This window comes from Streptomyces sp. NPDC048612 (assembly GCF_043199295.1).
Classification (GTDB): domain Bacteria; phylum Actinomycetota; class Actinomycetes; order Streptomycetales; family Streptomycetaceae; genus Streptomyces.
This window is the reverse complement of record NZ_JBICVV010000003.1, coordinates 368101-380932: the sequence shown is the minus strand read 5'-3', so window position 1 is coordinate 380932 and position 12832 is coordinate 368101. Positions and strand designations below refer to the sequence as shown.

The 12832-nt window shown below is 72.0% G+C and carries 9 protein-coding genes; 4 read left to right on the top strand and 5 right to left on the bottom strand.

What is annotated here, in order from left to right; translation table 11 throughout:
• Positions 1-17: 17 nt before the first annotated feature.
• On the bottom strand, positions 18-545 hold the full coding sequence (locus tag ACGFN2_RS07700; protein ID WP_393358324.1) for a winged helix-turn-helix domain-containing protein: 528 nt from the start codon (positions 543-545) through the stop codon (positions 18-20).
• Positions 546-1516: 971 nt separating this feature from the next.
• Between ACGFN2_RS07700 and ACGFN2_RS07695 the strand changes: the two genes are divergently transcribed.
• From ACGFN2_RS07695 to ACGFN2_RS07685, 3 genes are all read left to right on the top strand, one after another.
• Positions 1517-2473 carry a hypothetical protein gene (locus ACGFN2_RS07695; protein WP_393358322.1) on the top strand — a complete coding sequence of 319 codons (957 nt, stop codon included), beginning with the start codon at positions 1517-1519 and terminating at the stop codon, positions 2471-2473.
• Between the two features lie 209 nt (positions 2474-2682).
• Positions 2683-4134, top strand: a complete 1452-nt coding sequence (locus tag ACGFN2_RS07690) for an amino acid permease (RefSeq protein ID WP_362611463.1) — start codon at positions 2683-2685, stop codon at positions 4132-4134.
• A gap of 140 nt (positions 4135-4274) precedes the next feature.
• Complete coding sequence (locus ACGFN2_RS07685; protein ID WP_362611453.1) at positions 4275-5159, top strand: GNAT family N-acetyltransferase; 885 nt, start codon at positions 4275-4277, stop codon at positions 5157-5159.
• Positions 5160-5238: 79 nt separating this feature from the next.
• Here the strand turns inward: ACGFN2_RS07685 and ACGFN2_RS07680 are convergent, their stop codons facing one another.
• The 3 genes from ACGFN2_RS07680 to ACGFN2_RS07670 all read right to left on the bottom strand — a co-directional run bounded on the left by ACGFN2_RS07680 (position 5239) and on the right by ACGFN2_RS07670 (position 8983).
• A complete protein-coding gene (locus tag ACGFN2_RS07680) occupies positions 5239-5745 on the bottom strand; it encodes a DinB family protein (protein WP_362611451.1) in 507 nt (168 codons plus the stop codon).
• Between the two features lie 487 nt (positions 5746-6232).
• Positions 6233-6424, bottom strand: a complete 192-nt coding sequence (locus ACGFN2_RS07675; protein WP_018091729.1) for a hypothetical protein — start codon at positions 6422-6424, stop codon at positions 6233-6235.
• 147 nt (positions 6425-6571) lie between these two features.
• Positions 6572-8983, bottom strand: coding sequence for a SpoIIE family protein phosphatase (locus tag ACGFN2_RS07670; RefSeq protein WP_393358319.1), 2412 nt, complete (start codon positions 8981-8983; stop codon positions 6572-6574).
• A gap of 152 nt (positions 8984-9135) precedes the next feature.
• Here ACGFN2_RS07670 and ACGFN2_RS07665 point away from each other — a divergent pair, with 152 nt between their 5' ends.
• Positions 9136-9915 (top strand): VOC family protein, encoded by a 780-nt coding sequence (locus tag ACGFN2_RS07665; protein ID WP_362611446.1) that lies wholly within the window; start codon positions 9136-9138, stop codon positions 9913-9915.
• Between the two features lie 36 nt (positions 9916-9951).
• On the opposite strand, the gene ACGFN2_RS07660 is transcribed toward ACGFN2_RS07665, so the two are convergent.
• Entirely contained in the window at positions 9952-12741 is a 2790-nt protein-coding gene (locus ACGFN2_RS07660; protein WP_393358317.1) for a hypothetical protein, read from the bottom strand.
• Between the last annotated feature and the right edge of the window lie 91 nt (positions 12742-12832).

The window sequence follows — 12832 nt, the reverse complement described above, 5'->3', positions numbered from 1 at the left end:
ACCGGGGCGGGACCGGTCTACGAGGCGGGCAGGTACTTGTATCCGATGCCGAAGACCGTGCTGATGGAGTCGCGCAGACCGGGCCCCAGGCGGCGGCGCAGCCGGGCGACATGGACATCGACCGTGCGGTTGCTGGACTGGCAGCTGGGCCAGACGGCGGCCATCAGCTGCTCCCGGGTGAAGGCGCGGCGGGGGTGCAGCACGAGGTGCGCCAGCAGATCGAACTCCAGCCGGGGCAGGTCGAGTTGGCGGCCCCTGACGAAGACGGTACGGGCCGCGGTGTCGATCCGGATCTGCTCCGGCCGGGCCGGGCCCGCCGTCGGCGCACCGGCCGGTTCCTCGCGCGGCGGCGCCAGGATGATGTGGACCTCGTCCGACGGCAGCCGGTGCACCGACACGGGCTCCAGGTCGTGCAGGGTCAGTTGCCAGGTGCCGTCGGGGAGCCGGTCGACCGCCAGGGGTGGCCCTTCGCCGGTCCCTGCCGTGTGCGGCCGGCCCGAGTCGGCGTCCGGTCGCGGCGCAAGCGGGGTCGTCGAGGAGTTCATAAACATGATCTGGGCCCATTCCTCTTGCAAAGCAGGCGTGTACGGACAGACATGGCGGTGCTCGACGTGCACAGGTGCGGAAGTGCTCTGCGGCGGTCGTGGCGCAGCCCGGTGGTGCGGCCGGTGGCGGCCAGGCACTTGTGGTGCAGGTCCGCCCAGCGGGGGTGATCGCTCCCTTCGAGCCGCAGGAACGCTCGCGCCCATGCCCGTACCCAGCCATGACGTGGTGTGAAGTCACGGCCTCCGGTCCGGATGAACGCTACATGTGATCGCGCGCTTCCGGAAAGTAGCATCCGCTAATTCGGTTGCTCTTGAGCCGAATTTGTGGTGCGCGGCACCAACCCGGCTGCCGGTGCGGCGGGTTGGGCCCCGGAGGCCGCTGTCGCGTTCAACAAGTGCACCCGGAATTCCTTGAACGTTGATGCTTCGGCGTCCGCGCCGCCGGGTGGCCGGGCGCGCCTGCCCGGTCCGGTCCGCCCGCCGCCCGGTGGGGTACCGGTCTCGGCCGGTGTGGCCGGAAGGTGCCGGTGAACCGATGGAGGGTGCTGCGGTGTTGTGGGTGGCTCCGGCCTGGGTGGGGCTCGCCGTCAGGGGTTTCGTGGCGTCACGGGCTCCGTCCGGTCCCGCGTCGAGGTCCAGTCAGGGAAACCGGGGATACGGAGGAGTAATCGGCAATGATGTCCACTTGTGGAGGCCTTGCAAGCATGTGAATATGCCAAATAACCGGCCCGTGACGAACGAGGCGGCAAAGTGGAGGGCTTCTGGAGGGCCGCCCGAGAAGTTGTTTCCTTTTCAATCTCATCGAGACTAAAAGGTGCGGAACCAGATATTCCAGGCGGCTTGTTTTCGCAATGAGTTGATGATGAGTAGGGTGTGGCCGCTGTCACTTGACCGGTGGCAGGGGTCCAGCTGAATTCGGCGCAGCTGGAATGCCGTGTGGGGGAAGACGCCTTCGTGACCGGGAGGGGACCATGGCGGCCGGCTCTTTCGAGGGGCAGTACGTATGGAGTCCAGCGGCCGATGACCGGGCGCTGGCGCGCGCGTGTATGGACGTCAGGGCCGGGCGGTACTTGAGCGCGCACGAGGTGCTGCGCGAGGCCCGGGGGGATTTCGAGGTACGGGCCCACCGGTCGCTGGTGCTGGCCTCCGTGGCGGCCGATTCGGACCTCGCCGAGCGCTGGCTGGCCGAGGAGCCGGGCCCGGAGGCGGCGCTGCTCTGGGCCCGGGTGGCGATGCTCCGGGCCCTGCGCATGGCCGACGCCGGTGACCGGCGCCAGGGCGCCCTGGCGCGGATAGCGCAGTCGGCCTGCGAGCGGGCCGCGAAGCTGCTTCCCGACGATCCCACCCCGTGGGTGGCCCAGTTGGCGCTGACGCGCCTCGACCGCCCCCAGGACCCCGCGCCGCAGGGGCTGCTGACCGCACCGGCCGGCCCGTGGTACCTCCTCGCGCACATCCTCCGGCTCGACCCCTGGCACCGCGAGGCACACCACCGCTTCCTGTCGTTCTTCTTCACCCGCTACGGCGGTTCGTCGAGCGCGAGCTGGGACGTGGCCGCGTTCCTGAGCCAGCGGGCCCCCGCCGGCTCACCGCTGCGGCTGCTGCCGCTGGTGGCCCTGGTCGAGGACTACAACCCGTCCGCGCTGCTCGCGGACCACACCTGGGAGCAGCCCCAGTGGATCAGCACCGCGCTGGGCATCCACCACAACTGGTTCCCGCAGGTGGCCGGTTACCGCTTCACGCCGGTGCTGGACCTGGCGTATCTGGCGCACGCGCTGTTCATGGCGAAACGTGAATTCGAGGCGCGCGAGGTCTTCACCGCGATGGGGCCCTATGCCTCGCGTATGCCCTGGAGTGCGTTCGGCGATCCCGAGGAGCAGTTGACGAAAGCCAGGCGTTCTTGCGGGCTCCCCGTTCCGCACAGCGGCTGAAGTGCCGGCCGTCCGGTGACGGCGTGAATTTCTTGCCGTAAAAGGCAATCCATTCTGCACCATCCATGCGAACAAAACGGCCCGATCCATTCACCCCGGTTCCCCCCAGAAAGGTTTCGGTTGTGTCCGAGCGTACGTCACCAACTCGCTCGCAAAACCCCCACGTGGCAGATCCCGTCACCCTTGACGACGATGCCACTCTCCACGCCATGGGCTATCCGCGGAAACTCACCCGCAGATTCCGCGCGTTCGACAACTTCGCGATCTCCTTCACCATCATCAACATCATTTCCGGCATCTTCTCCTCCTTCGGCTTCGGGATGAACGCCGGCGGGCCACGCATCCTGATCTTCGGCTGGATCGGGGTGTCGGTGATGGTGCTGTTCGTCGGCGCCGCCATGGGCGAGATCGCCTCCGCCTACCCGACCAGCGGCGCGCTCTACTTCTCGGCCGGCAAGCTGGCCAAGCGCCACCAGGGCGCCTGGTCCTGGTACACGGGCTGGCTGAACTTCGTCGGCCAGGTCGGCGGCACCGCCGCCACCAACTTCGCCGCCGCCACCTTCATCCAGGCGTTCCTCGCCATGCAGTGGCCGTCCTACGAGGCGACGCCGCAGCAGACGGTCGGCATCACCGCGGCCATCCTTCTCCTCCAGGCGCTGGCCAACACGTATACCGTGCGCCTGGTCGCGGTGGTGAACCGGATTTCCGTGTGGTGGCTGCTGATCGGCATGGTGGTGATCGTCGGTGCGCTGACCGTGATACCCGACCACCATCAGCCGCCCTCCTTCGCCCTGCACTTCGCCAACAACACCGGCTTCACACAAGCGATTTACGGCGGAATGCTGGGTCTGCTCGTCACCAGCTGGACCTTCACCGGCTTCGACGGCAGTTTCCACATGTCCGAAGAAACGGTGAAGGCGACGGTCAACGCGCCCCGGGGCATCATGCGGGCGATCAGCTGCTCCGCGATCACCGGACTGATCCTCATGCTCGCGCTGGTGTATGCGATCCGTGACTACGGGCATGCGGCGAGTGCCGAGGCGCCGCCGGTGCAGATTCTCGTCGACGCGCTCGGTCAAAACACCGCCAGCTTCCTGCTGTTGATCGTTATCGGCGCCATGCTGTTCTGCGGGCTCGCCAACATGACCAGCAATACCCGGCAGATCTTCGCCTTCTCCCGCGACGGCGCGATGCCCGGCTCCCGGTGGTGGCATTCGGTGTCCGCGCGCACCCGTACCCCCGTCAAGGCCGTCTGGCTCGCCGCGGCCTGCCCTCTGGTGCTGGTCCTGCCCGGCTGGTGGTCGCACACCGCCTTCACCGCGGTCGTGAGCGTCAATGTCGTCGGGCTGTTCCTCGCCTACGCCGTGCCCATCTTCCTGCGGCTGCGGCTCACCGACTTCCAGGCGGGTCCGTGGAACCTCGGGCGCTACGGCAAGCCCGTCGCGGCGATCGCGGTGACCTGGATTCTGATCAGCAATGTGCTGTTCATGCTGCCGCAGGCGTCCCCGATCACGCCCGCCTCGTTCAACTACGCGCCGATCGCGCTGGCCGTGGTGCTGGTCATCGCCACCGTGTGGTGGTTCGCCACCGCCCGGCAGCGCTTCCAGGGACCGGTCAGCTACGGCCGCCCCGACGAGGTCGCCGCCATGGACCTGATCTAGAACCTGCCGGACGGACGGCGACGGACGGTCCCGCCGGAGCACTCGCTCCGGCGGGCCCCCGCCCACGCCCCGTCACCACCGGCCCGCCCGCTTCCCGTTCACGCACCTCCTGACCCCACCAGAAGGGACGAATACCCGCTATGCCCTCCCTCGGCAACGCTCCGGATCAGCAGCCCGTCACCGGCGAACTCGTCGTCAGCACCGCCTCGTTGGACGACTGGCACGAGGTCGCCCAGTGGGCCGCCGACGAGGAGTGGAACCCCGGGCGCGGCGACACCGCCTGCTTCCACCCCACCGACCCCGCCGGCTTCTTCATCGGACGCCGCGGCGGGCGGACCGTCTCCGCGGTCTCGGTCGTCAACTACTCGGACGCCTACGCGTTCCTGGGCTACTACCTCGTCCACCCCGACCACCGCGGGCAGGGCCTGGGCCTGGCCACCTGGCGCGCCGCCTTCCCGCACGCCGGTGTCCGCACCGTGGGGCTCGACGCGGTCCCCGCCCAGCAGGAGACCTACCGGCGCGCCGGGTTCGCCCCCGCCCACGAGACCGTCCGCTACGGCGGACGCCCGGTCGGCTCCGGCACCCCCGCGCCGGAGGTCGTCCCCGTCACCCCTGCGCATCTCGATGCCGTCGCCGACTACGACCGGCGCTGCTTCCCCGCCGATCGCCGGGCGTTCGTCGGCCGCTGGCTGGCGGCTCCCGGCCACACCGCGCTGGCGTATCTGCGCGACGGCGCGGTCGCCGGCTATGGCGTGCTCCGCCCGGCCCGCACCGGTCACCGTATCGGCCCGCTCTTCGCCGACACCACCGAGGCCGCCGAGGCGCTGTTCGACGGCCTCGCGGCGGCCGCCGGGCCGGACGAGGAACTCTTCATGGACGTCCCCGGCCCCCGGCAGGCCGCCCACACCCTGGTCACCTCCCGCGGGCTGAGCCCGCGGTCGCACACCGTGCGGATGTACACCGGCCCGGTGCCGGCGGCGGAGCAGGAGCGCACCTTCGGCGTCACCAGCCTGGAACTCGGCTGACGGACGGCGGCCTGCCGCACCCGGCGCCGCCGTCGACGGCTCCCACCCCGCACCGGCCGGGTGGGAGCCGTCCGTGCGCTCAGGCGCCGACCGTGCCGTCGATGGCCTCGCGGAGGAAGTCCGCGTGGCCGTTGTGGCGGGCGTACTCATGGATCAGGTGCAGCATCACCAGCCGCAGCGAGACATGCTCGCCCCAGCGCGGCTGGTAGCCGGTGACGTCGAGCGAGGCGGCCTCCCGCTCGATACGGCGGGCGTGCGCCACCTCCGTCTGCCAGGCGTCGAACGCCTCGGCGCGGGTGGCCGTGCTCGCGTCGTACGCCACCTGGAAGTCGCCCTCGGCCGACCAGACGAGCGGGATGTCCTCGGCGTTGATCACCCGGCGGAACCAGGTGCGTTCCACCTCGGCCATGTGCCGCACCAGGCCGAGCAGCGAGAGCGTGGAGGGCGGGCTCGGCCGGCGCCTGAGGTCCTCGTCGGAGAGGCCCTCGGTCTTCATGGCGAGCGTGGCCCGGTGGAAGTCCAGATAGGAGCGCAGGGTCTCCCGCTCGCCGGCCGTGAGGGGCGGGGAGACGCGTTCGGTGGTCACGGGTATTCCTTTCCGCGGCGGGTCCCGGGGCAGGGTCCGCCCGGTGCGGGGTAGGGGCGCCGAGCGGCGCCGTGCGGGGCGGTGGGAGCCGCCCTCGGGCGCAAGGTCCGCGGAAGGCCTGTGGGGGAGGAGATCTCCCCGGGCACTCCGGAGCGGTCCGGTAAGGCGGCGGTCGAGGTGATCTTCCCGAGCGCCGCGGGCGGCCGCAAGGGGTTTGTCCGGGGCGCGGTGGGCGGCCGGACCGGCCCGGAGCGCGGCGCCCGCCCGGCACCACGCATTCCCGCCCGCGGCACCGGCTCCTCGCGCACGACCGCACCGCAGCGACGCCCAACTCCGGGTGCCGGAAACTCCGTTATGGCGCGCGACGGCAGCCCTCGGAGTGGCGGGCAGAATCACCCGCCACCCGTCGCCCGGCGCCGAGGGACACCGCCGCGCGGCACGGGGCTCCCGCCGCGCGCTCCGCCCGCCGCTCAGCCGGTGGTGGTGCTCAGGGCAGATACCGTTCGATGGCGCCGGGTCCCTCCTCAGCGATCAGACGCCTGGCCCATTCCAGGCTCGCGGGGGTGGGTTCGCGCCCGGACGCCTTCACCAGGTCCTCCGGGTCGTAGGGCCGCTCGCTACCGGTGTACAGCTGAGTCGGCCGCCGCTCGGCCGCCTGCTCCCTGCCATTGCTCGTCACAGGGTCCTCCTCTGTCCGCGCCCGCCGAGTCGCCGGGACCTCGCTTGGTTCCATCATGGGACCGGCTCCGAACACCCGCACGGTGTACGCCGGTCCCGGCCCGGCCGCCGCGGCGCTGGCGCCCTGGTCACCGCACCCGCCGGCCGGTCAGCGGGCCGGCCGCGGAGCCCCGGAATAGTGCGGCGGGAACGCCAGCTCGGTCCAGATCGTCTTGCCGTACGGCGTGTAGCGCGTACCCCAGCGCTGCACCAGCTGCGCGACGATGAACAGACCCCGGCCGCCCTCGTCGTCACTGGCGCTGTGCCGCAGGTGGGGCGAGGTGTGGGCGGCGTCCGACACCTCGGTCAGCAGGGTGCGGTCGCGCAGCAGCCGCAGATGCAGCGGCCCGGCGGCATGCCGGATGCCGTTGGTGACCAGCTCGCTGACCACGAGTTCGGTGGTGTAGGTCAGCTCCTCCAGACCCCACTCCCGCAATTGCCCGGTGGCCAGCTCACGGGCCTTGCCCACCGCGGCCGGCTCGGCGGGCAGCTCCCAGGCCGCCACCTGCCGGGCGTCCAGCTCACGGGTGCGCACCAGCAGCAGCGCCGAGTCATCGGCGGCCGGACCGTCCGGCAGCAGCTCGGCCAGCGCCCGGTCACACAGCTCGGCCAGCGGACGGCGGTGCTCGCCCAGCACCCGGCCGAGGATCTCCATCCCCGCGTCCACGTCCCGGTCCCGGCCCGCCACCAGCCCGTTCGTGAACAGGGCCAGCAGACTGCCGACCGGCAGCTCCATCTCCAGGGACTCGAACGGCAGACCCCCCAGGCCCAGGGGCGGGCCCGCCGGAAGATCCGGGAAGGACACACCGCCCTCCGGGTCGACGACGGCCGGCGGCAGATGCCCGGCCCGCGCCATGGTGCAGCGCCGCGACACCGGGTCGTAGACCGCGTACAGGCAGGTCACACCGGTGGCCTCGTCGTCCGTGCCGGGGTCCGTGCCGACCGTGGCGGTCTGCTCCTCGGCGGTCTGCTCCACCAGATCGTCCAGCCGGCCCAGCAGCTCGTCGGGCGCCAGGTCCAGCCGGGCCAGCGCCCGTACCGTCGTCCGCAGCCGCCCCATGGTCGCCGCCGCCTGGAGGCCGTGGCCCACCACGTCCCCGACGACCAGACCGACCCGGGTGCCCGAGAGACCGATGACATCGAACCAGTCGCCGCCGACCCCGGCCCGGTCGTCGCTGGGCAGGTAGCGGTAGGCCAGATCGACGGCGGACGGCGACGACAGATGCCGGGGCAGCAGACTGCGCTGCAGGGTCAGCGCGGCGGTGTGCTCCCGGGTGAAGCGGCGGGCGTTGTCCAGGCACACCGCGGTCCGGGTGACCAGCTCGTCGGCGAGTTCGATCTCCTCCCTGTCGAACGGTGTCATCGGGGCGCCGCGGCGGAAGGTGACCAGCCCCATGGGGGTGCCGCCGGCCCGCAGGGGCACGACGACGGTGTTCTCGTCGCGCACCATCCCGCCCGAGGACATGCTGCGGTACTGGAGCGAGCCGGGCGGGTACGCGACGCGGTGCGGGCCGTGCGGCGGGCCGTCCGGCCCGTCGTGGGCGGAGCGGGCGGCGACCCGGACGAGGGCGGGCAGCGTCCCGCCGGCCGGTTCCGGCTCGTCGCCGTTCCGTACGGACTGCATCAGGTCGACGGTGACCGCGGTCGCGAACTCCGGCACCGCCACCTCGGTGATCTCCCGGGCGGTGGCGGCCATGTCGAGGGTGGTGCCGATCCGGGCGCCCGCCTCCACCAGGAGGTTCAGCCGGCGCTGCGCCTGGTAGCGGCCGGTGATGTCGAAGGCGTCCTCACACACCCCGAGCACCTGCCCGTGGGCGTCCTGGAGCCGGTAGTAGGAGCAGGACCAGACGTGGTCGGGACCGGGGTCGGAGGGCTGCTGGCCGACGAAGTGCAGATCGAGGATCGGCTCGCCGGTGTCGATGACATGGTGCATCACCGCGTCGAGGCTGCGCGGATACCCCTCGGTGAGGAATTCGCCGTCCGGGTACAGCTCATCGGCGCGGGCCCCGAGGAACTCCCGCATCGGCAGCCCGATCTCGCGGCAGTAGGCGCTGTTCGCCCAGGTCAGCCGTAGCTCGGTGTCATAGATGCCCAGGCCCACCGGGGACTGGGTGGCCAGCCCGTGCAGCATCGCCTGGCGGGACTCCCACATCCGGTGGGCCTCTCGTTCGGCCGCCACCAGGACCCGGGCCGGCCGGTCGCCGGCGTCCCCGGACACCTTGGCGAGCGGGCAGAGGACGGCGGCCATCCGCACCAGCCGGCCGTTGCGGTGCCGCATGGTCAGCTCCCGGCCGCCGCTCGGCGCGTCGTCCGGTGCCGGCCCGGTCCCCCGGACGGCGGGCGGGACCAGCGTCTCCAGGGGCTTGCCGACGATCTCCTCCGGCAGATAGCCGAGGAGCCGCTGGGCCGCCGGGCTCCAGCCGATGACCAGGTCCTGGGCGTCCAGCACCACTGTGGCCGCCCTGGTGACGTCGAGGGGACCACGGAAGTCGGCGTTCCCCGCCGCGTTCCATGCGTTCATGGCATCAACCCAGCCCGGTTCAGTATCTACAGCATCGAGCCGGATCAGGACCGGCACAACTGCGCTGCCGCACGGGCGACGCGCCCTTGGTGCGGCCCCGCCCCGTCGCTGGCATGGTGGGAAGGGGCGCTGAGCAACAGGAGGCAGATGCCATGTCGGCCCACGGCCCGGTCCCCGCGGTACGCGGCGCGCCCTGCTGGGTCAGCCTGATGGCCCACGATCTGGACGCCGCGCAGGAGTTCTACTCCGCGGTACTGGGCTGGCGGTTCCGCGCGGCCGGCCTCGGCGAGGAGTTCTGCCTCGCGCTGGCCGACGGCCAGCCGGTCGCCAGTATCGGCGCCCTCGCCCAGAGCTTCCAGGTCGCGGTGGCCTGGACCTCTTATTTCGCGGTGGAGAACGCCGACGAGACCGCCGCGAGCATCCGTGAGCGCGGGGCCACCGTCGCCGTCGGCCCGCTGAAGCTCGGCCCCGGACGCGCCGCCCTCGCCGCCGACCCCGACGGCGCCATCTTCGGCTTCTGGGAGGGGCAGACGCTGGCCTGGTCGGTAGGCCAGGGCAACGCGCCCTCCTGCCTCGAACTGCGCACCCGGGACGCCTTCGCCGCCGCCATCTTCTACGCCGAGGTCTTCGGCTGGGCCTCCGGGGAGCCGGGCGGCTGCGATGTGACCTACGAACACGACCAGGTGAGCGTCAGCGACGGCACGCACACCGTCGCCACCCTGCGCGGCGGCGCTGTCGAGGCCGCCCCGGACCCGCGGGTGCGACCCCGCTGGCACGTCCACTTCCCGGTCCGTGAGATCGAGAAGGTGACGGCCACCGCGGTGGCCGCCGGCGGCACCGTCACCCCGGTCACCCCGACCGCGGACGGCGAGGGCAGCCAGGCCGTCATCCGCGACCCTGACGGCGGCCTGTTCACCGTCACCTCGGCCTGACACCGGCGGCCGCCCGGCCCCGCCGCGGCGCCTCCGTCACCGCCCCTGCTCCGCCTCCAGCGGCGGACACCACGACGACTGTTCCCGTCCGCCGACCCGGCCGCAGAACCCCGCCTGGGTGGGCCGGCCCGCGCCGTCGATGTGCTGGACGGACAGCAGCTTGTCCAACGGGACCTGGCGGTCCACGTCGCCGCCGAAGCTGATGATGCCGCTCTCCCCGTCGAGCGCCTCGTTCCCGTGGACACCGCTGATCGCATGCCAGACGGCGGGCGGGGTCAACGGCATCTGCGCGGCATCCTCGCGCAGTTGCTTGACGGCGTTGACGTACAGCTTGACGGCGTCGAAACCGAGTGCCGCGTGACCGTCCAGCGAGGAGTTCGCGACCTGGGCGCACTCCTCGGGGAACAGCCGGCTCAGCTCCGTGTACAGCTCGCTGGTGTCGTCGCAGCGCGCCGAGCCCAGCGTGAAGTCCAGGAAGTCGTACGGGATACCGGGGTAGTGCTGCCGTCGTTCCGCGTCGGCGGCCAGCCGGGCCACGTCATCGCCGCCGAGGAGCGCGGGCGGGTCCGAGTTGCAGGACTCGTTGATGCCGCCGAGCAGCGACTCGAAGTCCTCCGAGCGCCCCGCGAAGAACACCACGCCCGGGTAGGAACAGCTCCGCCGGCCGACCGTCCCCGGACCGGGGGCGTCCGACGAGGGCTCCGTGCCCGGCGGCGGGGGCGGCGTGAAGAAGGTCCTCTCGACCGTGAACCCGCGGGCACGGAAGCGCCGGGCGACATCCTCGCCGAGGGTCTTGCTGTAGGTGTCGCTGGGATCGGCGGAGCCGACGATCCGGACCTGCCGGACCGGCTTCCGCCGGTCGTGACCGACGACGTGATCGGCGTACGCCGCGGCGACCGCCGCCTCCCGGGAGTTCTGCGGCGACACCTGGAAGTACATCGGGGACTGCCGTACCAGCGAGTCAGCCGACAGCGTGGTGGCCACCATCGGCAGTCCCGCGGCGGTCAGTCTGCGGATCGTCCGGTTGGTGGCCTCCCGGCTCTGGTCGAGTCCGGTGACCCCGACCAGGGACGCGTCCTGCCGCTTGAGCCCCTCCAGGATGTCCACCACCCGGGTGCCGAAGCGCATTCCCGAGCCGGCGTTGGCGGGGAACAGGCGCAGGATCGGCTCCGCGGCGCCGGAGCTGCGCAGCTGCCGGGACTGTGCGCTCGCCGCGCCCTGGAGCGCCTCGCGCCCGTAGGCGAGCTGCCCGGTGGACTTCCCCGAGACGCTGAGCAGCGCCGACAGATGGACGAGGGTGACGAACGGGCGCTCCGGCGCCGCGCGATGGAGCTCCTCGGCGCGGGCGTTCTGGGCGTAGATGGTCCGGAGGGTCTTGTTGAGCAGCGGGTCGGGGGAGTGGAAGGTGAATCCGTTCCGTGCCACCCCGATGCACTCGCCGGTCTCCGCGGTGCGCAGGGTGTCCGCGTCGTCCTCGAAGCGGTGCAGACCGCAGTGCGCCTGCCGGTAGCCGCTCTCCCGGCCCAGCACCAGCCCGCCCGCCCCCAGCAGCGCGACGACGACCCCGCAGGCCGCCGCCACCGACACCACCCGGCGGGCCCACAGCGGGGGTTCGGGAATCCGCAGCCGGGCGTCCTGGGCGACCTCCAGCCGCCGGGTCAGCTCATAGCTCTCGTCGGACGGCGGCAGCAGCCGCGGAACGCTGACCGGCAGATACCAGGGCGCGCGGTTACGGGCCCGGCCCTGGTGCAGAAAGGTGTCCCGCCAGCCGCCGTAGAGCCGGTCGGCCGGCTCCCACAGGGAACTGTGGCCCCAGTCGGCCCGGATGCCGGTGCCGTCGGCGGGCGGCTCGGCGCCGCAGCTGATGACCAGCAGCGGGTCGAAGGCGCCCGTCTCGTTGCGTACGTCGATGATGGTCTGCAGCAGCGGATAGCCGCGGTTGCCGGCGTCCGCCCCGTCGAGCAGCGCCACACAGTACGCGGTGCGCCGGGCCGTACGGGGGCGCCAGATGCGGCGGCGGAACGCGACCCGCAGGTCCTCCAGGAAGGCGTTCACCATCAGCTTGCGTAACTGTTCCGGATCTTCGACCTGGTGGTGGGGCGCGGTCAGCCGCTCGGCGAAGCCGATGAAGGTGCCCGGGTCGCGCGGTGCGAGATAGGGCTGGTTGAGCAGCCAGCGGTACTCGCGGCCGAGCCCGCGGCGGACCCGGAACCAGGCGAGCGGGAAGACATGGACGGCGAACAGCCACACCCACCACGGCACGGCGCCGTCCACCGCGAGTTCGTTCTCCGGGGACCGCAGCAGCCCGAACAGCCGCCGGCGCCGGAACTCCCGCTCGCGCAGCCCGTGCAGCAGGGTGTGGTCGTTGCCCTCCACCCCGCCGGGGTATCCGGAGCCGCCGGCCGCCCCGGCCTGCGTCAGCCAGTTGACCAGGCCGAACCGGCGGAAGCGGACCCGTCCGTCGCTGCCGTGGACGCTGCGGGCGAAGCCCTGCGCGAGCTGCTCCAGGGCGAGGCGCGCCGCCTCGACGGAATCCGGGGCCGGGGGCGGTGAGCCGGCCCGGAGGTCGTGCAGAGCGTGCGGGACCCGCCGGGGGTCGGCGTGGCTGAGGAACGAGCTGATGCCCCTGGCGAGTTGGGTGTGGTCGTCCCCGCTGACCAGACAGATCACCGGCAGGCCCTCGCGTCCCTGGGCCACTCCGCGGTGCCGCACCGGCTCCGGGCACTCCCGGCGCCGTGGCCTGCGCACCAGATCGGCTATCAGGCGCAGCAGATGCCCGGCTCCGCGGAAGACGGGGATAGTGGAATCGAGTTCGTTCGACGCCATGACGCCCCTGAGTGAGGGTCGGAGTAGGGCCGGTATTCTGACACCGCTCCGCGGGCGGTCGCTATGGTTCCGCCACACTCAGGGGCCGTAC

Coding starts and splice junctions, on each gene's coding strand:
- ACGFN2_RS07700 (WP_393358324.1), bottom strand. CDS start 545: ATGAACTCCTCGACGACCCCGCTTGCGCCGCGACCGGACGCCGACTCG.
- ACGFN2_RS07695 (WP_393358322.1), top strand. CDS start 1,517: ATGGCGGCCGGCTCTTTCGAGGGGCAGTACGTATGGAGTCCAGCGGCC.
- ACGFN2_RS07690 (WP_362611463.1), top strand. CDS start 2,683: ATGGGCTATCCGCGGAAACTCACCCGCAGATTCCGCGCGTTCGACAAC.
- ACGFN2_RS07685 (WP_362611453.1), top strand. CDS start 4,275: ATGCCCTCCCTCGGCAACGCTCCGGATCAGCAGCCCGTCACCGGCGAA.
- ACGFN2_RS07670 (WP_393358319.1), bottom strand. CDS start 8,983: ATGAACGCATGGAACGCGGCGGGGAACGCCGACTTCCGTGGTCCCCTC.
- ACGFN2_RS07665 (WP_362611446.1), top strand. CDS start 9,136: ATGTCGGCCCACGGCCCGGTCCCCGCGGTACGCGGCGCGCCCTGCTGG.
- ACGFN2_RS07660 (WP_393358317.1), bottom strand. CDS start 12,741: ATGGCGTCGAACGAACTCGATTCCACTATCCCCGTCTTCCGCGGAGCC.